The organism is Pseudomonas sp. GNP013, from assembly GCF_054343995.1.
In genome coordinates this window covers 1,552,228-1,573,986 of the sequence record NZ_JBTGUT010000001.1, presented here as the reverse complement: position 1 = coordinate 1,573,986, position 21,759 = coordinate 1,552,228, and the positions used below count along the sequence as shown (strand labels likewise).

17 protein-coding genes are annotated in these 21,759 nt (G+C 61.0%); 7 read left to right on the top strand and 10 right to left on the bottom strand.

Going from position 1 to position 21,759, the window contains the following annotated elements:
- Window positions 1–22: 22 nt before the first annotated feature.
- Together ACXX81_RS07210 and ACXX81_RS07205 are read right to left on the bottom strand one after the other, a co-directional pair.
- Window positions 23–730 (bottom strand): YebC/PmpR family DNA-binding transcriptional regulator, encoded by a 708-nt coding sequence (locus ACXX81_RS07210; RefSeq protein ID WP_057007583.1) that lies wholly within the window; start codon window positions 728–730, stop codon window positions 23–25.
- 100 nt (window positions 731–830) lie between these two features.
- Window positions 831–1,688, bottom strand: a complete 858-nt coding sequence (locus tag ACXX81_RS07205; protein ID WP_209982983.1) for a LysR substrate-binding domain-containing protein — start codon at window positions 1,686–1,688, stop codon at window positions 831–833.
- 112 nt (window positions 1,689–1,800) lie between these two features.
- Here ACXX81_RS07205 and ACXX81_RS07200 point away from each other — a divergent pair, with 112 nt between their 5' ends.
- The 3 genes from ACXX81_RS07200 (at window position 1,801) to ACXX81_RS07190 (ending at window position 4,419) form a co-directional block, all read left to right on the top strand.
- A complete protein-coding gene (locus tag ACXX81_RS07200; RefSeq protein WP_209982985.1) occupies window positions 1,801–2,913 on the top strand; it encodes a 2-aminoethylphosphonate--pyruvate transaminase in 1,113 nt (370 codons plus the stop codon).
- Window positions 2,914–2,916: 3 nt separating this feature from the next.
- Window positions 2,917–3,744, top strand: a complete 828-nt coding sequence (phnX, locus tag ACXX81_RS07195; protein ID WP_209982987.1) for a phosphonoacetaldehyde hydrolase — start codon at window positions 2,917–2,919, stop codon at window positions 3,742–3,744.
- A gap of 114 nt (window positions 3,745–3,858) precedes the next feature.
- Window positions 3,859–4,419, top strand: coding sequence for a cytochrome b (locus ACXX81_RS07190; protein ID WP_209982989.1), 561 nt, complete (start codon window positions 3,859–3,861; stop codon window positions 4,417–4,419).
- Between the two features lie 123 nt (window positions 4,420–4,542).
- Here the strand turns inward: ACXX81_RS07190 and ACXX81_RS07185 are convergent, their stop codons facing one another.
- Window positions 4,543–5,433, bottom strand: a complete 891-nt coding sequence (locus ACXX81_RS07185) for a 1-aminocyclopropane-1-carboxylate deaminase/D-cysteine desulfhydrase (protein WP_209982991.1) — start codon at window positions 5,431–5,433, stop codon at window positions 4,543–4,545.
- A 57-nt stretch (window positions 5,434–5,490) separates the two neighbouring features.
- Entirely contained in the window at window positions 5,491–7,530 is a 2,040-nt protein-coding gene (locus ACXX81_RS07180; RefSeq protein ID WP_209982993.1) for an NADPH-dependent 2,4-dienoyl-CoA reductase, read from the bottom strand.
- A gap of 338 nt (window positions 7,531–7,868) precedes the next feature.
- On the opposite strand from ACXX81_RS07180, the gene ACXX81_RS07175 reads away from it, so the two are divergent.
- The 4 genes from ACXX81_RS07175 to ACXX81_RS07160 all read left to right on the top strand — a co-directional run bounded on the left by ACXX81_RS07175 (window position 7,869) and on the right by ACXX81_RS07160 (window position 13,409).
- Window positions 7,869–9,494 (top strand): methyl-accepting chemotaxis protein, encoded by a 1,626-nt coding sequence (locus ACXX81_RS07175; RefSeq protein WP_209982994.1) that lies wholly within the window; start codon window positions 7,869–7,871, stop codon window positions 9,492–9,494.
- Window positions 9,495–9,546: 52 nt separating this feature from the next.
- The gene (locus ACXX81_RS07170; RefSeq protein ID WP_209982997.1) at window positions 9,547–11,049 is read left to right on the top strand and encodes a putative bifunctional diguanylate cyclase/phosphodiesterase; all 1,503 of its coding nucleotides are present in this window, start codon (window positions 9,547–9,549) and stop codon (window positions 11,047–11,049) included.
- A 190-nt stretch (window positions 11,050–11,239) separates the two neighbouring features.
- Complete coding sequence (locus ACXX81_RS07165) at window positions 11,240–12,370, top strand: carbon-nitrogen hydrolase family protein (RefSeq protein ID WP_209982999.1); 1,131 nt, start codon at window positions 11,240–11,242, stop codon at window positions 12,368–12,370.
- Between the two features lie 4 nt (window positions 12,371–12,374).
- Window positions 12,375–13,409: an AraC family transcriptional regulator gene (locus tag ACXX81_RS07160; RefSeq protein ID WP_209983001.1), complete on the top strand. Its 1,035-nt coding sequence runs from the start codon at window positions 12,375–12,377 to the stop codon at window positions 13,407–13,409.
- A gap of 236 nt (window positions 13,410–13,645) precedes the next feature.
- Here ACXX81_RS07160 and ACXX81_RS07155 read toward each other — a convergent pair whose 3' ends face one another.
- From ACXX81_RS07155 to clpP, 6 genes are all read right to left on the bottom strand, one after another.
- The gene (locus ACXX81_RS07155; RefSeq protein WP_209983003.1) at window positions 13,646–14,449 is read right to left on the bottom strand and encodes a DUF2242 domain-containing protein; all 804 of its coding nucleotides are present in this window, start codon (window positions 14,447–14,449) and stop codon (window positions 13,646–13,648) included.
- Between the two features lie 179 nt (window positions 14,450–14,628).
- The gene (locus ACXX81_RS07150; protein ID WP_458571414.1) at window positions 14,629–16,503 is read right to left on the bottom strand and encodes a SurA N-terminal domain-containing protein; all 1,875 of its coding nucleotides are present in this window, start codon (window positions 16,501–16,503) and stop codon (window positions 14,629–14,631) included.
- Window positions 16,504–16,732: 229 nt separating this feature from the next.
- Entirely contained in the window at window positions 16,733–17,020 is a 288-nt protein-coding gene (locus ACXX81_RS07145; RefSeq protein WP_221034285.1) for an HU family DNA-binding protein, read from the bottom strand.
- 134 nt (window positions 17,021–17,154) lie between these two features.
- On the bottom strand, window positions 17,155–19,551 hold the full coding sequence (lon, locus tag ACXX81_RS07140; RefSeq protein WP_209983006.1) for an endopeptidase La: 2,397 nt from the start codon (window positions 19,549–19,551) through the stop codon (window positions 17,155–17,157).
- A gap of 172 nt (window positions 19,552–19,723) precedes the next feature.
- Entirely contained in the window at window positions 19,724–21,007 is a 1,284-nt protein-coding gene (clpX, locus tag ACXX81_RS07135) for an ATP-dependent Clp protease ATP-binding subunit ClpX (RefSeq protein ID WP_003238279.1), read from the bottom strand.
- Between the two features lie 112 nt (window positions 21,008–21,119).
- Window positions 21,120–21,755 carry an ATP-dependent Clp endopeptidase proteolytic subunit ClpP gene (gene clpP / locus ACXX81_RS07130; protein ID WP_003238276.1) on the bottom strand — a complete coding sequence of 212 codons (636 nt, stop codon included), beginning with the start codon at window positions 21,753–21,755 and terminating at the stop codon, window positions 21,120–21,122.
- Window positions 21,756–21,759 lie beyond the last annotated feature (4 nt).

The following is a 21,759-nucleotide window of genomic DNA, read 5'->3' as shown; positions in this document are numbered from 1 at the left end:
TGGGTCTGCGTTTTCCCAGTGATCAGCCTGCCAAACCGACAAACATGTCCTGCACATCGTCGTGGTTATCCAGGCCTTCGAGGAACGCTTCGACCTCGGCCATCTGCTCATCGCTCAACCCGGTCACCGGGTTCTTGGCGATATAGCCCAGCTTGGCCGACAGCACGGTGAAGCCCTGCTCCGGCAGCGCTTTCTGCACGGCGTCCAGGTCGGTGGTCTCGGTGATAAACAGGCTGGTGCCTTCTTCTTCACCCTCTTCAAAATCCTGGGCACCGGCTTCGATGGCAGCCATCTCGGGATCGGCGTCCGGGCTGTCCGGCGAGGCTTCGATCAGGCCGACATGGTTGAAGTCCCAGGCCACCGAGCCGGATGCGCCGAGTTGGCCCTTGCGGAACGCCACGCGGATTTCCGCCACGGTGCGGTTGATGTTGTCGGTGACGCATTCGACGATCAACGGCACCTGATGCGGGGCAAACCCTTCGTAGGTCACGCGGTGGTACTGCACGGTTTCACCGAGCAGGCCGGCGCCCTTCTTGATCGCGCGCTCCAGGGTTTCCTTGGGCATCGAGGCCTTTTTGGCCTGCTCCACCACCAGACGCAGGTGGGCGTTGGTGGCGGTGTCGGCGCCGTTGCGCGCGGCAATGGTGATTTCCTTCACCAGCTTGCCGAAGATCTTGCCCTTGGCATTGGATGCCGCTTCTTTATGTTTGACTTTCCACTGTGCGCCCATGACTCACTCTCTAACTGTCCATGGCGCCGAAACGTCTACTGGCCGGCGCTTTGGGGGCAGAGTTTATAGCGCAGCCACGCTTCCTTCCAGCAAAAAACCCTCAGGGCGCCAACTCGAAAACCGCCTGGATCATGCGCTGCGAGCGCCGCCGTTGCAGACAGCCGAGCAAGTGCCGGTTGACCAGGCCATCGCCCTGGATCGGCACCGCGCGCACCCGCGGGTCGGGGCTGACTTCAATCGAGGACACCACCCCGACGCCCAGTTCGGCCGCGACCGCTTCGGTCACCGCTTCACGGCTGTCCAGTTCCAGCAACACCCTGGGCTGCACATCGGCCGCCCGGCAGGCGTCGTCAAAGGTGCGCCGGGTGATGGAGCCAGGCTCGCGCAGCACCATGATCACGTCATGCAACTGCTTGAGCGCAATACCTTCGCGCAGGCTCGCCCACGGGTGCGCCGCCGGCACCAGTGCGCAAATACGCGACTCACTCAAGGGCTGCAGGTGCACGCCATTGCGCGGCGCCACTTCGGTGAGCACGGCCACATCCGCGTGCTCGGCCAACAGCGCTGCCAGGGTTTCCTGGGCATTGCCCAGGCGCAGGTTCACGGTGATACCCGGATAGCGCGCACGCAGGCTGGCAATCATCGGCATCACCAGGTGCGGGCCGTCCGCCGCGACTTCCAGGCGTCCGCTGAGCAGTTGGCGATTGGCCTCCAGCAGGGTCTGCGCTTCGTCCACCAGGCCGAAGATCGCCCGCGTGATTGCCGCCAGGCGCGTGCCCTCTTCGGTCAATTCCACCCGTCGTGCGGTGCGGCGCAGCAGTGGAATCTGATAGTGCTCTTCCAGCGCCTTGATGTGCCCGGTCACCGCCGGCTGGCTGATAAACAGCCGCGCCGCCGCCCGGGTAAAGCTGCCCTCGCGAGCCACGGCGTCAAACGCCCGCAATTGAAACAGATTCATGATTATCGGCCTCACTGATGGCTCGCATAACAACAAACAATTTGATTGATGACAAGCCAAACTGCAATTTAGGCGCCGTAGCTTTCACACCAACGCCTCGCGAGAACCTGAAATGACCACTGCCGCGCCGCTCCTGCTGACTCCCGGGCCCCTGACCACCTCGCTGCGCACCCGCCAGGCGATGCTGGAAGACTGGGGCTCATGGGATGCGCGCTTCAATCAACTCACCGACAGCGTCTGCGCCCGGCTGCTGACGATTCTCAACGGTGCGGACAGCCACCATTGCATCCCCCTGCAGGGCAGCGGCACCTTCGCCGTCGAAGCCGCCATCGGCACGCTGGTGCCCCGCGACGGCAAGGTGCTGGTGCTGATCAACGGCGCCTACGGCAAGCGTCTGGCGAAGATCTGCGCGGTGCTCGGGCGCACGTTCAGCACCTTCGAAACCGCCGAGGACGCCCCCACCACCGCCGCCGATGTGGACCGCCTGCTGCACGCCGACAGCCGCATCAGCCATGTCGCCCTGGTCCACTGCGAAACCAGCACCGGCATCCTCAACCCGCTGGCGGAGATTGCGCAGGTGGTGGCACGTCACGGCAGGCGGCTGATCATCGACGCCATGAGCTCGTTCGGTGCGCTGCCCATCGATGCTCGCGAAATACCCTTCGACGCGCTGATCGCAGCCTCGGGCAAATGCCTGGAAGGCGTGCCGGGCATGGGCTTTGTGTTCGCACGGAAAGCTGCGCTGGCCGCAGCTCAGGGCAACAGCCACTCCCTGGCGATGGACCTGTTCGACCAGCACAGCTACCTGGCCAGCACCGGCCAGTGGCGCTTCACCCCGCCGACCCACGTGGTTGCCGCCCTGCATGAGGCGCTGCTGCAATTTGACGAAGAAGGCGGCCTGCCCGCCCGTCACCGGCGCTACGCCAGCAACTGCCAGGCGCTGCTGGACGGCATGGCCGCCCTGGGCCTGCGCAGCTTCCTGCCGGCCGCCATCCAGGCACCGATCATCGTCACCTTTCACGCCCCGCAAGACCCGCGCTATCGGTTTCAGGACTTCTACGAACGGGTCAAGGCCCGCGGCTTCATCCTGTACCCCGGCAAACTGACCCAGGTGGAGACGTTTCGCGTCGGCTGCATTGGCCACGTCGACGCCGCGCACATGCAAGCAGCGGTCACCGCGATCGGTGAAGCGCTTCTACTAGACACCAGCCTCCACAGGACTTGAACCATGCAGTATCAAAACCCCAACACCCTGCAAGCCGTGATCCTCGACTGGGCCGGCACCGTGGTCGATTTCGGCTCGTTCGCGCCCACGCAGATTTTCGTCGAAGCCTTCGCCGAATTCGGCGTGCAGGTGTCCATCGAAGAAGCCCGTGGCCCCATGGGCATGGGCAAGTGGGACCATATCCGTACCCTCTGCAACCAGCCGGCGGTGGCCGAGCGCTACCGCCAGGCGGTCGGCCGCACGCCCACCGATGCGGACGTGACCGCGATCTACCAGCGCTTCATGCCGTTGCAGATCGAAAAAATCGCCGAGCACTCGGCGCTGATCCCGGGCGCCCTCGATACCATTGCGGAACTGCGTGTGCAGGGCATCAGAATCGGCTCCTGCTCCGGCTATCCCCGGCAGGTCATGGACAAGGTGGTCGCCCTGGCGGCGAGCAACGGTTATGTCGCCGACCACGTCGTGGCCACCGATGACGTCCCCAACGGCCGCCCGTGGCCGGCCCAGGCCCTGGCCAACGTGATCGCCCTGGGCATTGACGATGTGGCGGCGTGCGTGAAGGTCGATGACACCGTGCCGGGCATCCTCGAAGGCCGTCGCGCCGGCATGTGGACCGTGGCGCTGACCTGTTCCGGCAATGCGCTGGGCCTGACCTACGCGCAGTTTCTGGCCCTGGACAGCGCCACGCTCACCACCGAGCGCATGCGTATCGAAGCGATGTTCGCCGGCTCGCGCCCGCACTACCTGATCGACACGATCAACCAATTGCCGGCGGTGATCGCCGACATCAACGGGCGCCTGGCGCGCGGTGAGATGCCCCAGGGCGCCTGACGCAAATAAGGAAAACGGCATCCCGGACGCGCGCCGCGGCTGAATCAGGCATACAGTAAACAGACTCCGTCGCCAAAGAACGGAAACATGCCCTGATGAGTGAGGAAACCAGCGATGCCGTGGAAAAATTCCGATACGCGCTACAGCACCATGTCGATTGCGCTGCACTGGTTGATGGTGGTGCTGCTGGCGGTGGTCTATGCCTGCATCGAATTGCGCGGGCAGTTCCCCAAGGGCAGCGGCGCACGCACGCTGATCGTCGAAATGCACTTCATGTTCGGCCTGACCGTGTTTGTGCTGGTGTGGCTGCGATTGTTTGCGCGCAGCCTGGGGGTTGCGCCAAAGATCGTCCCCGCCCCGCCGCTATGGCAGCGTCTGCTGGCCAGGCTCACGCACACCGCACTCTATGCGCTGATGATCGGCATGCCGATCGCCGGTTGGCTGATCGTCAGCGCCGAAGGGCACTCGGTGATGTTCTACGGGATGGAATTGCCGCCGTTGATCGCCGAGAACAAGGCATTGGCCAAGGAGATCGAGGGCTGGCACGTACTGTTCGGGCAGATCGGCTACTGGCTGATCGGGCTGCATGCGCTGGCAGGGATTTTTCACCATTATGTGATGCGCGATAACACGGCGTTGCGAATGCTGCCAGGCAGGCGGCAACCGGTTGAGTGACACACCGCTGTCGGGAGCATGAGCGATTTCAGGCAACCACACTCCTTTGACGAGCGCGCTCGCCACAGAGGCTCCAGTTTGTTGCGCCACATTGCCAGGCAGAGCCTCCCGCAGGGTGTCGCATCAGGGATTGAATCCGCGGCGGCCCTGAAGGCCGCCGGTGTGGATGAAGATCAGGCGGGTGCCGGGGGCGAAGCGGCCGGCCTCGATCTGCTGTTTCAGCGCCAGCAGCGCCTTGCCGGTGTAGAGTGGCTCCAGCGGCAGGCCGCATTGCTGTTGCGCGGCGTCAATAAACGCCAGCAACAACGGGTCGACGTTGGCAAAGCCGCCCCTGCTCGCGTCCAGCAGTTCATAACCTTGCGCCACGATTGACTGCACAGTGCGCGCCACACCGTGGTCATCCGGCACGGCCAGTGCGCCGTACACCGGATGGCCGCCCGCCTCGGCCAGCACCAACCCCGCCAACGTGGTGCCGGTGCCGGCGGCCAGCCACCAGGCGTCATAGTCGTCCCAGCCCAACGCATTCAACTGCGTACGCGCCTGTTCGACCAATACCCCACATCCCAACGCCCCGGTCAATCCGCCACCGCCCTCGGGCACCGCATGCAGGTGGGGATAGTGCTCATGCCACGGTTCCCAGAACCGCGGTTCGTGACGCGCACGATAGCCGTCATACCCCAGCCAGTGCAGGTGCATGCCGAACGCTTTGAGGTCGAGCACCGTGGGCGTGTCCTGCGGGTGACCGCGCAACAGGCCGACCGTGGCAAAACCGAAGCGCTGGCCTGCCGCCGCCAACGCGTGCAGATGGTTGGAGTAGGCACCGCCCAGGCTGATGATGCCGCTGGCGCCGGCCTGCCGCGCCTGGGCCAGATGCCCGCTGAGCTTGAACCATTTGTTGCCGCTGATCAGCGGGTCGATCAGGTCCAGGCGCAGCACCGCAAGCTCGACGCCGCGCAGCCAATCAAGCTGCACGGGTTCAAGGGGCGCGTGGGGGAGCCAGTCGAAGGGGGCCATCCGGGTGGCACCTGCGCGAAAAAGGGGCGGTAGTCTAACACCGCCCCCGCCCGGGTCTTACAGCTCGGCGGCGAGGCGCGAGCCCTGGTTGATGGCGCGCTTGGCGTCCAGCTCGGCCGCCACATCGGCGCCGCCGATCAGGTGCACGTTCTGACCCGCCGCGACCAGACCGTCGTGCAGTTCGCGCAGCGGGTCCTGCCCTGCGCAGATGACGATATTGTCCACCGCCAGCACCTGGGGCTCACCCTCGGCGCCGATGCGGATATGCAGACCGTCGTCATCGATCTTCAAGTACTCGACGCTGTTGAGCATCTGCACCTGCTTGTTCTTGAGCCCCGTGCGGTGGATCCAGCCGGTGGTCTTGCCCAGGCCGTCGCCGACCTTGGAGGCCTTGCGTTGCAGCAGGAAGACTTCACGCGCCGGCAGGTGCGGCTGCGGCTTGATCCCGGCCACGCCGCCACGGGCCTGCAGTTGGGTGTCGATGCCCCACTCCCGCCAGAACGCGTCGCGGTCCAGGCTGGTGGACACGCCCTGATGCACGAGAAACTCCGAGACGTCGAAACCGATGCCACCGGCACCGATCACCGCAACGCGTCTGCCGACCGGCTTGCGTTCGAGAATCACGTCCAGGTAGCTCAACACCTTGGCGTGGTCGACTCCCGCAATGGCCGGAGTACGCGGTGCAATACCAGTGGCCAGGATGATTTCGTCATAGCTGCCCGCCGCGAGCTGCGCGACATCCACGCGCGTGTTCAGGCGCAGCTCGACCTCGGTGGTTTGCAGCTTGCGCGTGAAGTAACGCAGGGTTTCGAAGAACTCTTCCTTGCCTGGCACACGCTTGGCGATGTTGAACTGGCCGCCGATTTCGCTCGCCGAATCAAACAGCGTCACCTGATGGCCGCGTTCGGCGGCCACGGTGGCAGCGGCCAACCCGGCCGGGCCTGCGCCGACCACGGCGATTTTTTTGCGGTGGGTGGTCGGTAAATAGTTGAGTTCGGTTTCGTAACATGCGCGCGGATTGACCAGGCAGGTGGTCAGCTTGCCGCCAAAGGTATGGTCCAGGCAGGCCTGGTTGCAGCCGATGCAGGTATTGATCTCATCGGCACGCCCGGCCGCAGCCTTGTTGACGAACTCCGGGTCGGCCAGAAACGGGCGCGCCATGGAGACCATGTCCGCATCGCCCTGGGCAAGGATCTGCTCGGCAATCTCCGGGGTGTTGATGCGGTTGGTGGTGATCAGCGGGATCTGCACCGCGCCACGCAGCTTGGCCGTGACCTTGCTGAACGCACCCCGTGGCACCTTGGTGGCGATGGTCGGGATTCGCGCTTCGTGCCAGCCGATGCCGGTGTTGATAATCGTCGCGCCGGCCTGCTCGATGGCCTTGGCCAGTTGCACGATTTCTTCCCAACTGCTGCCACCTTCCACCAGATCAAGCATCGACAGGCGAAAGATGATGATGAAATTCGGGCCGACGGCTTCACGCACCCGACGCACGATTTCCACCGCCAGGCGCATGCGGTTCTCGTAGCTGCCGCCCCAACGGTCGGTGCGGTGGTTGGTGTGGGCGGCGAGGAACTGATTGATGAAGTAGCCTTCGGACCCCATGATTTCCACGCCGTCGTACTCGGCGACCTGGGCCAGCCGCGCGCAGGTGACGAAATCCCGAATCTGTTTTTCGATGCCCTCTTCGTCCAGCTCCCTGGGCTTGAACGGATTGATCGGCGCCTGAATCGCGCTCGGCGCCACCTGCTTGGGGCTGTAGGCGTAACGGCCGGCGTGAAGGATCTGCATGCAGATTTTGCCGCCAGCTGCGTGCACCGCCTGGGTGACGATTCTGTGCTGGTGCGCTTCTTCCTCGGTGGTCAGCTTGGCCGCGCCGGCATACACCCCGCCTTCATCATTCGGACCAATCCCGCCGGTGACCATCAGGCCGACGCCGCCTCGGGCACGCTCGGCGAAGTAAGCTGCCATGCGTTCGAAACCGCCGGGTTTTTCTTCAAGGCCGGTGTGCATCGAACCCATCAGGGTGCGGTTGCGCAAGGTGGTAAAACCCAGGTCCAACGGGGCCAGCAGGTGCGGGTAGGCAACAGCGGTCATGGTACAGCTCCACAACGGATCATCACGGGACGTGAGGTATTCGAATGACACCCCATCGGTTTATGTCCCACAGACTAAGAGGCGATGGACTGCCGCTCAATGACCCAAACTGACAACTTATTGACCGAAATGCACAGCGCCGTATCTGTCACTTCACTGCGCGCACTGATGTAGCGCCCCTATCAACCCGATCCAATTTGCTGACTTCATTAAACCGCGCGACGCCATCATTCTGCTACCAAGCGGCCATCCGGGATTTGCCTGGAGCCCCTGTCTTCCACCTGTTTAATGCCGCCGTGCATTTACCACGTCCCAATCCTGGCCATCGGAGGCCCCCAATGACTCTCAGATCATTGAATATTGCACGCCGCGCATTCGTCTGCTTTGGCTTGATCACCCTACTGCTGTTCAGTTTCGCCGGTTTTTCCTACGTGCAGATCGGGCACTTGCGCAGCGCCGAGCAGGATATCGAGACCAACTCGCTGCCCAGCATTCAAGTCATCGACGATATTCAAATCGCCTTGCTGCACATCCGCCTTGAAAGCATTCGCATGCTCTCACGCGCGACTGAAGAGGTGCGCGCAGCGTCATTGAACAAGGTTCAAGAGGGTTTGCAGACGCTCACTTCACGCACGGAGTTCTATCGCACCCACCTGATATCGGGAACCCAGGACCAGGACCAGTTTGAAAAAACCAATCAGGTGATGAACAGCTACATCGAAGGGTTGAATCGCGTCATAGCGCTGGACACGTCCAATCACGAACAGGCAGTGGCGATGGCCAACACCGAACAGATGCAGCTTGGCAATGACTACCAGGAGCAACTGACGCTGCTGCGCGAGCAAAACGCGCGTCAAGCCGCTGAATCCGGCAAGGAGGCCGGCAACGTGTACGATCACAGCGTCAGCGTCCTGATCGCCGTGCTGCTCGCCGCCGCCATCCTCACCGTCATGCTCGCGACGTTCTTTACCCGCAGTATTGTCCGTCCGATGACCTCATCGCTGCGGTTGGCAGAGGACATTGCCGAGGGCGACTTGACCCATGGGCTTGAGGTCAGTGGCTCGGATGAAGCCTCGCGCCTGATGAACGCACTCAACCTGATGCGCGAAAATCTGCGCAACACGATTCTGGAAATCTCGGGAGCCTCCGCCCAATTGAGCACGGCAGCGGTGGAGATGACCGCGATCACCGAGAATGCCGATCGCACGTTGCAACAGCAGAACAGCGAAATCGAACAGGCAGCAACGGCCGTTAACGAGATGAGCGCTGCCGTTGAGGAAGTCGCCAGGAACGCCACTTCCACCTCCGAGGCCGCCCAGCAGTCGAGCCTGTCGGCAGACCTGGGGAACACGCGTGTGAACGAAACGCTGATCGCCATGCAAAACCTGACGGGCCTGGTTGAATCGTCTTCGGATCAAGTCAAAGTGCTGGCCGGGCAGGCACAGGACATCAGCAAAGTCTTGAGCGTTATCCGTGCCATTGCCGAACAGACCAACTTGCTGGCATTGAACGCGGCCATCGAAGCCGCGCGCGCAGGCGAACAAGGACGCGGATTTGCGGTGGTGGCCGATGAAGTGCGGGCGTTGGCGCATCGCACACAAACCTCGACCGAAGAAATCGAGCACATGATCACTGCGATCCAGGTAGGCTCACGCGCAGCCGTCGACTCAATGAGCAAAAGCACATCACAGGTTCACAACACCCGAGACACGGCCGAACAGGCAGGCCAGTCCCTGCGCCAGATCACCGATTCGGTGCTTGAAATCAATGATCGAAACCTGCAGATTGCGACCGCGTCCGAGGAACAGGCGCACGTTGCACGTGACGTTGACCGCAGCTTGATCAGCATCCGTGACCTTGCCATTCAGAGCAGCGAGGGTACTCGCCAGACCTTGACCGCGAGCAACGAGCTCTCACGTCTGTCCGTCAACTTGAACGGGCTGGTGCTGCGCTTTAAAACCTGACGCGCTGCCCGGCACACGCCACCTTGTTCATTGCCCTTACAGGATTGAAAAAATGCCCAATTCCTTATCCGAGTTGACTGAACAAGCGCGTGTGCCCGAGGTGGATGAGGTGCTCGACAGCATCGTGGCCATGGTGTCGGCGCATTTTGCGGCGCCGACTGATGCAGGCAGACGCACGCCGATGAGCGAGCAGGACAACCTGTTTTTGCATAACGCCGCCGCAGTCGCCGCCGCCCGCCTGGACTTCATTCACGACAGGCACTTCGTCGATGCGCTGACCGGGCTGCCCAATCGCGCGTGTTTTGAACGCGACGTTGCCAGAGAAGCGGCAGGCCTGCCGCAACGTCTGGCCATACTGGTCGAGCCATTGACCGCATTCGGCATGGACAGGCTGGTGAAAGCCCTGGGCCTGGACTGTTTCGTCGAGTTCATGCTGGGGGTAAAAAATGTACTCGCCGCTGTACTGCCCGGGCATGCACGCCTGTATCGCGCCGGCACGCTGAGCTTCGCCGTGCTGATGGAGGATGGCCCCGAGGTTGACCTGCCCGCACTTATCCAACGACTCACCGCCGCTCTGGCGCAGCCCGTGCACTTCCAGAATGTGCCGGTGTTCGCCGACGTGGGCATCGGCGTGCTCAGGATCGGCCCCAGCGCCCTGCCCCCTGTCGATAACGTGCGGCTGATGGCCAGCGTGACTGACACGGCACGGCGCTCCGAGCACCGGTGGCTGTATTACGACGCCACCATCGATGCCCACGCACAGCGCAGTGCAATGCTGCTTCACTCGATCGAGTCCGCATTGCTCGCGCCGGACCAGCTACGCCTGGAATATCAGCCTCGAATCAATCTGGCCGACAAACGCTGTGACTCGGTCGAAGCGCTTTTGCGCTGGACGCACCCGGTACTGGGAGAAATCGGGCCGGCCGAATTCATCGGCCTGGCGGAGACCACCGCCGCCATCCGGCATATCACCAGTTGGGTGGTGAGAAACGTGTGCAAGCAGATAGACGCGTGGCGGAGCCAGGGTCTGCACCTGAACGTGTCGCTCAATGTGTCGTCGATAGACCTGACCGATGGCCAACTGATTGATGAGCTGACCCACTCACTGGCGCAGTTCAACCTGGCGCCGCAATGCATTGAACTGGAGTTCACCGAAAGCGTGCTGATTCCCGACTTCGACGCCGTCCAGCACCAGCTCATGCGCCTGCACCGGTTGGGTGTGGCCATCGCCATCGACGACTTTGGCAGCGGCTACAGCAACTGGCGGTACCTGCGGGACATCCCGGCAAAAAGCGTCAAGCTCGATCGCTCGCTGCTGGTGGATCTGCGGCCCGACACCAGCAATTGGCATATCGTCAAAGGCATCATCAGCCTGGCGCGAAACCTCAATCTCACCGTGGTGGCCGAGGGCGTGGAAACCCTGTTGAACTACCGGCTCTTGCGTGACTGGCAGTGCCATCAGGGCCAGGGCTATTTCTTCTGCAAACCCCTGTCGCCCGACGCCCTGCGTGAATGGATAGCCGGCGGGCAAGCCTTTGCGGGCGGCAAAGAATAAAGCCGGGCAGGAACCAAGCCGGACGATCCGGTTCCAACGCGCAGGCGTCAACATTGGCGAAACTGCCGTCGGTGCCAGGAAAAAGCTGCGCATCGCCCCAATAATTCCTGTAACCCGCTGACTCTGTGTATCCTCATTCGCACTTCAGTCGAAAATTCATGCCCCGTCCCAGGTTCGTTGTCCGTTATCCATGCGTAAACTCTTAGCCCTCACCGTCACCATGGCCCTGGTTGCCGCCCTCACCGCCTATCTGGTCTGGACCCAGGATCGCCCTGTGGCGCATTACCTGTCGGACCTGCGCATCAATGTCGCCGTCAACCAGGGCCAGCCTGCCGACCGGGGCAACCTGCTGGGCATCCAGCCTGAGCTGTTCCCCGCCGATTACCAGAGTGTGGAGCGCCTGCACCTGAAACTCGCAGCCTATCTGCAAAAGGCGCGCGACCAAGGCTTTATCAACGACAAAACCATCGTGGTCATGCCCGAACATATCGGCACCTGGCTGATGCTCGGCGGCGAAAAAAACGAGTTGTACCAGGCCACGCATTGGCAGGACGCGATGAGCTGGCTGTCGCTCAGCAACCCGCTGTCGTTCGCGCGGGCATGGATCAGCGCCACCGGCGACAACCGCATGAACGACGCGTACCTGCGCATGAAAGCCGAAACCATGGCGCGCGACTATCAATTGCTGTTCGGCGGGTTGGCCAAGGAGTTCGGTGTAACCCTGGTGGCCGGTTCCATCGCCCTGCCCAACCCGACTATCAGCCAGGGACAACTGCAGGTCGGCCATGGCGCGCTGTATAACGCCAGCGTGGTATTCGCCGCCGACGGCCTGGCAGTGGGCCAGCCACAACGCCAGTTCTACCCGATCTACGACGAGCGCGGTTTTATCGAGCCGGGCGATGAAAACATCGTCAGCGTGGTCGACACCCCGGCCGGGCGCCTGGGCATCCTGATCGGCAGCGACAGCTGGTACCCCGACAACTACCGCAAGCTCAACGAACAAGGCGCGCAACTCATCGCGGTGCCGGCCTATGTGATCGGTCGGGATACTTGGGACCGCCCATGGCGCGGTTTCAAAAGCGTGTCCACCCCCACGGAAATCAGCCTCAAGCCCGAAGAACTCAGCGAGGGTCAGGCCTGGCATCGCCTGACGCTGATCAGCCAGCAACCGATCAGCCAGGCCACCGCCGGCATGAGTGTGTTCCAGCGTGGACAGTTCTGGGACCTGGGCAGCTCCGGCCAGAGCTTTTTGAGCAGCAACGGCCAGGTGTTTGCCGACGGCAGTGCCCGTGGCGCACGCCTGCTGAATATCTGGCTGTAACAGCGTGAAGCCGGTGCGCCTTGGGGACTTGTCGGTCGGCTTCGTGCACAGCCTGGCCGACGCGATCCAAAGCCATGGCCTTGATCCGCAACCGCTGCTGCTGCAATACGGATTTGACCCGGCGCGCCTCGCTGAGGCCGGCGCACGCTTGTCGATCCCGCGCTACATGCGCCTGGGCCATGCGGCCATCCAACTCACCAACGACCCGGGGCTGGGCCTGCGCATGGGCAGGCTCAGCCGGCTGAATCAGACGGGCCTGGCGGGCGTCACCGCCGCCCAGGCGCCTACGGTGCGCGAGGCCGCTCGCACGCTCACGCGCTTCGAAGCGTTGTACGGCTCCAACTATCGAGGGCAGTCGAGCTTTCACGAAGATGCCGATGGCGCGTGGCTACGGTTCTATTCCATCAGCCCTTACAACGCCTATAACCGCTTTGTGGTGGACTCGATCATTGCCGGCTGGCTGCAGCAATTGTCGAGCCTGGCGCGACAGCCCGTGCAAGCGCAGCGCATCGACATCGAATTCGACGCGCCGGACTACCACGAACAATACAGCGTGTTGGCGGACGGCCCGATCCACTTTGGCGCCGAGGCCAACCAACTGCGACTGAGCCGACAGAGCCTCGCCCTGCGCAACCCACAGCATTGCCCGAGTACCTGGCAGCTGTTGCTGCAACTGTGCGAAAGGGAATTGGAGCAGCTTACACGCACACGCAGCCTGCGCGAGCGCATCACCCGTTTGCTCGGGCCAATGCTCAATGGCGGCCGGGAACCCGACCTTGAAGAAGTGGCAGCACGCTTGCAGCTGCCGACCTGGACACTGCGGCGCAAACTGGCCGACGAAGGCACTCAATTTCGCGCCATTCTCAACGACACTCGCCGCGACCTGGCCATGACCTACATTCGCGATACGGAACTGGCATTTGGCGAGATCGCCTACCTGCTCGGTTTTGCCTCGGCCCAGGCGTTTCAACGGGCCTTCAGGCGCTGGAACAACCAGACCCCAGGGGAATTTCGCCGCAGTCAGCGGCATTCCGCCTGAAGTCGGGGGTTACAACTCGGTGGCGTCGTCGACCGGATCCAGTGGATCCAACTCAAAGGCCTGATACTCCAGCAGTTCTTCCTGATAATCGTCCATGGTGGGCTCCTTTTTGAATGGACAGCGATGACAGGTTAATGACCTGTATCACCAGCCTAAAGTGCCGTCATGACGAAAAAAAGGCAACACCGTGAAGTTCCTGCACTTCAGGATGTGCGGCTTTCCACTGTATACAAGGCTCAAGGCTGCGTTGGCAGCGGCGGAATCGCCTCCGTGGGCGCGGGCAGGTTTGGATTGGTCGGCGCAGGTGCCGGCTCGGTTGCAGGCGCCGCCGCCGGTTCTGCCTGCGGCGCAATCGGCGCTGCCTCAGGTGGCGGAGCGAGCGGCTGCGACGCGGCCGGCTCTTGATTCGGCGTTTCGACCTTCTCGGCTGTCGGTGTCGCCAACGGCGCAGCCTTGGGTTCCGGCATGCCCAGGTCTGCCTTGGGCGTCTCCGGAATGTGCGCCGCCTTTTTCACTTCCTGGGGCAGGAACACGTCCACCAGCGCAAAGTAGCGGTCATAGAACTTGGGCGCTGAAACCGTCTCACTCGCCACTTTCACCATCGAGTCGTCGGTGGAGCCGATAGGCATCGACACCGAGCCCAGCACGCCCACGCCGAGGCTCGCAGAGTTGTTGACCTTCTTCAGCGCGTAGCGGTCCTGCAAGGCGTTAGCGAACATCGTCGAATGCTTGCCACTGCCATCATCGGCGCACACCACGTTGAAGCTGATCTGCAGGTGCGTCTCGCCGGTCTGCTGAAAGCTCTTGTTGCCCACCACCAACTTCGGATCGCTGCTGGTGATGATATAGCCCTGGCTGAGCAATGCACGCCGGGCGGCTTCGCACGCGGCGACGTCGCTGACCGGGTAATCACGGGAAAACGTGCCGGAGTCGTCGAAGTTCTCATGCTCATAAATAGCGGTCTTGGGTGACGAGCAGCCCGCAGCGCCCGCCAGCACCAACGCCAGCCCGAGGCCACGCAAGTGAAATGATATCGACATCGAAAATCCTGAGAAAAACAGTCCGGCCGGTATTGTGCAACAGAACGGTCTCCGGGCGCGCGCATTCCTGTCAGGAAAAATTCCAGGGCCCTCACACATTGGCGCTTCAATATTGGATCAACAGGCGCAAAAAAAGACCCCGGCCTTTTCAGGACGGGGTCTTTTTGTTCAAGCCGACATCAGTACTTCTTGATGTCCGCCTGCGCTTCCAACTGCTTGCGGTACGCAGCGAAGTCCTGCTGACCAACACGGGAAGCGAGGAAACGACGGTATTGCGCCTTTTCTTCATCCGTTGGGGCAGCCGCTTCGTTGACACCGTTCAAGCGCACCAGCACCAGGCTGCCGTCAGCCAGGGTCACGGTGGTGAAGGACGGCTTGTCCTTGGCCGCAGGCTTGGGCATGCGGAACAGGGCCTGCAACACAGCCGGGTCAATCCCTTCCTGGCTACGGGTAGCCGCTTCGGTGACTTTCCAGGCCTGACCATCAATAGGCTGGTTCAGCGCGGTCTTGCCATCACGCAGGCTGGCGATCAACTCGTCGGCGTGGGTTTTGGCAGCGGCGATTGCGCGCTCCTTGGTCATCTGTGCACGGATCGCGTCAGACACTTTTTCCAGCGGCAGTTGCGCAGGCTTCAGGTGTTCCTTGGCGCGCAGCACGATGATGGTTTCAGGGTCCAGCTCAATGGCGCTGCTGTTGGCGCCTTCATCCAGCACTTCCGGGCTGAACGCAGCCGTTACCACGGCACGGTTGGCTGCAACACCTTCGCCACCTTCACGGCCAAACGGCGCAGACGTGTGCACAGTGAGCTTCAGGTCCGACGCCGGCTGGGCCAGGTCGGAGGCTTCGAAGGCCGCATCTTCCAATTGCTTGGTGGCTTCGACATAACGCTGTTCAACCTGCTGGGTCTTCAGCTCGCGGGTCAGCTTGTCTTTCAAACTGGCAAACGTCGGCACCTGAGGTGCTTCAACGCCCAGCAGCTTGATCAGGTGCCATCCGAACGCACTGCGTACCGGCGCCGAAACCTGGTCCTTGTTCAAGGCGTACAAGGCCGTTTCGAAGTCCGGATCGTAGACGCCAGGGCCGGCAAAGCCCAGATCGCCGCCATTGTTGGCAGAACCTGGATCCTGGGAGAACTCCTTGGCCAGCGCCTCGAATTTCTCGCCCTTGGCCAGGCGTGCCTGGATCTCTTCAATCCTGGCCTTGGCCTGTGCCTCGGTGACCTTGTCGTTGACTTCAATCAGGATATGCGCGGCACGACGCTGTTCAGCGAGGTTGGCGATTTCTTTCTGATAGGCCGCCTGCAGCTCATCATCCTTGACCGTAACCTGGTCGAAGAAAGACGACTTCTTCAGCTCCAGATAGTCGATGACCACCTGGTCCGGCGTCATGAACTCCTTGGCGTGCTGGTCGTAATAGGCCTTGACCTCGTCGTCGGTGAGTTTCACCGCCGCAGGGTCAGCCTTGATGTTGACGGTGGCGAAGTCGCGGGTCTGTTTTTCCAGTCGGGCGAATGCCAGCACTTGGGCGTCGGTCACGAAACCACTGCCGGCGATGCCTGCGCGAACCTGGCCGATCAGCATTTCCTGAGTCAGCATCTGACGGAACTGCATCCGGGTATAGCCCAGTTGACGGATCACCTGGTCAAAGCGCTCGGCGCTGAACTTGCCGTCCACCTGGAATTCCGGTGTCTGCAGGATCACCTGGTCCAGAGCCGCTTCAGAGAAGCCGAACTTGGAATCCGCCGCGCCTTGCAGCAGCAGCTTGCGATCGATCAGGCCCTTGAGCGCCGCTTCGCGCAGCAGTTTCTCGTCGAGCATGGAAGCGTCGAAATCCTTGCCCAGCTGTTGCATCAGCTGGCGCCGTTGCATGTCGACGGCCTGGCTCAGCTCAGTCTGGGTGATTTCATCACCGTTGACCTTGGCCACGTCCTGCTTGGTGTTGGTCGAGGCCTGGAAAATGGCCTCGATACCGGTGAACGCCATCAATGCGACGATGATCCCGATAATGGTCTTGGCAATCCAGCCTTGTGAATTGTCCCTGATATTTTGCAGCATGCGTCCCCCAGAAACGGTTGAACTTCAAAAATTGGCAACCGTGGAGCGTGGGTAGAATCCGGATAGAAGAAAGGCGCATCCGAGGATGCGCCTTCTCGTAACTGGCGGAGCGGACGGGGGTTTGAACCCACACCCCCGGCGTGCGACCCAATGGATACGTGGGTCAGCTGCCGCTCCGCTGCCAGGCCAGACCTGCGTCTGGCCCGGGTAGGCAAGGCGTGAACGAAGCTTAGTTAACGGCTTCTTTCAGGGCTTTACCGGCTTTGAAACCTGGTTTCTTGGCAGCAGCGATTTGCAGTGCTTTGCCGGTCTGTGGGTTACGGCCAGTGCGAGCTGGGCGATCAGTCACGGAGAAAGTACCGAAGCCTACCAGTACCACGGAGTCGCCAGCCTTCAGAGCGCCAGTGACGGATTCGATTACTGCGTCCAGCGCACGGCCGGCAGCAGCTTTCGGGATATCAGCGGATGCAGCGATAGCATCAATCAGTTCCGACTTGTTCACTCTAAGTCCCCTTATATATCTATTGAGTATGATTCTAAGTTTTTTTGTAACAGCAAAAAACGGTGCTGAATGGCCTACAGACACTTAAGAGCCGCTTTATAACAAGGGCTCTAAAAAGCTGTCAAGGAAACCCCCAAGGCTTCAACACATTAATGCGTGCTAATTCTTTCCTTGGAATCAGACTCGCGTTTTTCATCCTTGGCGACTATCTCCGGAGCCACATCCGGCAAGGGCTCCGGCGCGTATTGCAGCGCAATTTGCAGGACTTCGTCAATCCATTTAACCGGTTTAATCTGAAGATCCTGCTTGATATTGTCAGGAATTTCCTTCAAGTCGCGAACATTCTCTTCAGGAATGATCACGGTCTTGATGCCACCCCGGTGTGCCGCGAGCAATTTCTCTTTAAGGCCACCAATGGCCAGCACCTGACCGCGAAGGGTAATTTCCCCGGTCATGGCCACATCGGCACGCACCGGAATGCCGGTCAGAGCCGATACCAACGCGGTGCACATGCCTACGCCAGCGCTGGGGCCGTCTTTCGGGGTCGCGCCTTCCGGCATATGGATGTGAGTGTCGTGCTTCTCGTGGAAGTCCAGAGGGATCCCCAAGCTGCGAGCGCGGCTGCGCACCACGGTCTGCGCGGCCGTGATGGACTCGACCATCACATCACCCAGGGAGCCGGTCTTGATCAACTGACCCTTGCCCGGAATGACCGCCGCTTCAATGGTCAACAGTTCGCCGCCCACCTGGGTCCATGCCAGCCCGGTCACCTGGCCAACCTGATCCTGCTGCTCGGCCAGGCCATAGCGGAATTTACGCACACCGAGGAAGTGCTCCAGCGAGTCGGACGAAACCTTCACCGAGAAGCGTTTTTCCAGCGCATGTTCCTTCACCGCCTTGCGGCAGATCTTCGCGATCTGGCGCTCAAGACCCCGTACACCGGCCTCGCGGGTGTAGTAACGCACGATGTCGCGGATCGCCTCGACCTCGAACTCGATCTCGCCTTTTTTCAGACCATTGGCCGACGTTTGCTTGGGCGCAAGGTACTTGACCGCAATGTTGATCTTCTCGTCTTCGGTGTAACCCGGCAGACGAATCACCTCCATCCTGTCCAGCAGCGCCGGCGGAATGTTCATGGAGTTGGAGGTGCACAGGAACATGACGTCGGACAGGTCGTAGTCGACTTCGAGGTAATGGTCATTGAAGTTGTGGTTCTGCTCGGGATCAAGCACTTCCAGCAACGCCGACGCCGGATCGCCACGCATGTCGCTGCCCATCTTGTCGATTTCATCAAGCAGGAACAGCGGGTTACGCACCCCGACTTTCGTCATCTTTTGAATCAATCTTCCTGGCATCGAACCGATGTAGGTACGGCGATGACCACGAATTTCCGCTTCATCACGCACGCCGCCAAGCGCCATGCGCACAAATTTACGATTGGTGGCACTGGCGATCGACTCGGCCAGGGACGTTTTACCCACGCCAGGCGGACCGACCAGGCACAACACCGGACCGCGAATCTTCTTCACACGCTTTTGCACGGCGAGGTATTCGAGGATGCGCTCCTTGACCTCTTCGAGGCCGTAGTGGTCGGCATCCAGGATTTCTTCGGCACGGGTCAAATCCAGACGCACCTTGGTCTGGGCCTTCCACGGCACCTGCACCAGCCAGTCAATGTAGGACCGCACCACGGTGGCTTCAGCCGACATCGGTGACATCTGCTTGAGCTTGTTCAGCTCGGCGGTCGCCTTGGTCAACGCATCCTTGGGCAGGCCGGCGGCATCGATACGCTTTTTCAGCTCTTCGATTTCGTTGTGGCCTTCCTCGCCGTCGCCGAGCTCTTTCTGAATGGCCTTCATCTGCTCATTCAGGTAGTACTCGCGCTGGCTACGCTCCATCTGCTTCTTCACGCGGCCACGGATGCGTTTCTCGACCTGCAGCAGGTCGATTTCCGCATCCAGCAGCGCCAGCACGTGCTCGACACGGGCCGACAGATCGATGATTTCGAGGATGTCCTGCTTCTGCTCGATCTTCAACGCCATGTGCGCAGCCATGGTGTCGACCAGGCGGCTCGGCTCATCGATGCTGTTGAGGGACGACAACACTTCAGCCGGGACTTTCTTGCCCAACTGCACATACTGCTCGAACTGCGAGAGCAGGCTGCGTACGAATACTTCGGACTCGCGCTCAGGCGCTTCGACTTCGTCGATCAGCGCCACTTCAGCGCGCAGGTGACCGTCCACTTCCATGAAGCGCTCGACCGCACCGCGCTGCTCGCCTTCCACCAGCACCTTGACGGTGCCATCAGGCAGCTTGAGCAATTGCAGGACAGTGGCAATGGTACCGACGCGATACAGGGCGTCTTCGCCCGGATCATCATCAGCAGGATTTCTCTGGGCCAACAGCAGGATCTGCTTGTCGCCCGTCATCGCGGCCTCGAGGGCTTCGATAGACTTCTCGCGCCCCACGAACAGCGGGATAACCATGTGCGGATAGACGACGACATCACGCAACGGCAGGAGAGGCAATTCAATGGTTGTCTTCATGATTTCGCCTCTATGACAGTTGAAAAATAAGCATGAAACCAAGATGGGGGCTGCATGCAAAAAAAACAAGCTTATTGCCAGCAGTTAAACGCAGTAAACGCTCGCAGGTAAAAACCCAGCCAAAACAAAGGGGCCCCTGGAGGCCCCTTGTTTGTATCGCGGCTGCAAACGCTTACGCGTCTGGCGCAGCCTTGGCAGTCGGCTCACTGTTTTCATAGATATACAGTGGCTTGGACTTGCCTTCTATAACGCTTTCGTCGATCACCACTTTACTCACTTCGGACTGCGAAGGGATTTCGTACATGGTGTCGAGCAACACGCCTTCGAGAATCGAGCGCAGACCACGAGCGCCGGTCTTGCGCTCCAGTGCCCGCTTGGCCACCGATTTGAGCGCGTCGGTCCGGAACTCCAGGTCTACACCTTCCATCTCGAACAGCTTGGCGTACTGCTTGGTCAGGGCGTTTTTCGGCTCGGTGAGGATCTGAATCAAAGCAGCCTCGTCCAGCTCGTCCAGCGTGGCCAGGACCGGCAGACGACCAACGAATTCCGGGATGAGACCGAACTTGACCAGATCGTCAGGCTCGACTTCACGCAGGGACTCGCCCACCTTCTTGCCTTCTTCCTTGCTGCGCACTTCTGCACTGAAACCGATGCCGCCACGGGTGGAACGCTGCTGGATAACTTTCTCCAGCCCCGAAAATGCCCCGCCACAGATGAACAGAATGTTGCGCGTATCCACCTGAAGGAATTCCTGCTGCGGGTGCTTGCGGCCGCCTTGTGGCGGTACGGAAGCAACCGTGCCTTCGATCAGCTTCAACAGGGCCTGCTGCACGCCTTCACCGGAAACGTCCCGGGTGATCGACGGGTTGTCGGACTTGCGCGAAATCTTGTCGATTTCGTCGATGTAGACAATACCCATCTGGGCCTTTTCCACATCGTAGTCGCACTTCTGCAGCAGCTTCTGAATGATGTTCTCGACGTCCTCACCCACGTAGCCAGCCTCGGTGAGGGTGGTGGCGTCGGCGATGGTAAACGGAACGTTCAGCAGGCGGGCCAGGGTCTCTGCAAGCAGGGTCTTACCCGAGCCTGTAGGACCGATCAGCAGGATGTTGCTCTTGCCGAGTTCGACTTCGTCGCCTTTCTTGTCACGCTGGTTCAGACGCTTGTAGTGGTTGTACACCGCTACGGCCAGAACCTTCTTTGCACGCTCTTGACCGATGACATACTGGTCAAGGATGCCGCTGATTTCTTTAGGCGATGGCAATTTATGCGCGCTGCTTTCGGCCTGGGCTTCCTGCACCTCCTCGCGGATGATGTCATTGCACAGGTCGACGCACTCGTCGCAGATAAAGACCGAGGGACCGGCAATCAATTTGCGTACTTCATGCTGGCTTTTGCCACAGAAGGAGCAATAGAGCAGCTTGCCGTTGTCCTCGCCGTTGCGGGTGTCAGTCATTCGTTCGATCCAAATCCGATAGGCTTGCAACACAAGATGAAGGCTTATGCGGGCTTTTTCAAGCCCGCCGATGATCGGACAAACCGATCAGCCTTGTTTTGCGCTGCTTATATTAGGCTGGGCGCTTTTCGATCACGGCGTCGATCAACCCGTACGCACGTGCGGCTTCGGCGCTCATGAAGTTGTCGCGATTGGTGTCGCGCTCGATTTCTTCCAGGGTGTGACCGCTGTGCTTGGCCATCAGCGTATTGAGGCGCTCGCGGATGAAGAGAATCTCCTTGGCGTGGATTTCGATGTCCGACGCCTGGCCCTGGAAACCACCCAGTGGCTGGTGAATCATCACTCGCGAGTTCGGCAGGCAGAAACGCTTGCCCTCAGCACCCGCGGTCAGCAGGAAGGCGCCCATGCTGCAGGCCTGGCCGATACAGGTCGTCGACACGTTCGGCTTGATGAACTGCATGGTGTCGTAGATCGACATGCCCGCCGTTACCGAACCGCCTGGGGAGTTGATGTACAGATGGATGTCCTTGTCCGGGTTTTCCGCTTCAAGGAACAGCAGCTGCGCACAGATCAGGTTGGCCATGTAGTCCTCTACCGGACCCACCAGAAAGATTACTCGCTCCTTGAGCAGGCGCGAGTAGATGTCGTAGGCGCGTTCGCCACGAGCGGACTGCTCGACAACCATCGGGACCAGGCCGCCTGCGGCCTGGATATCAGAGTTCTGCTGAATATAGGAATTACGGAACATGCTC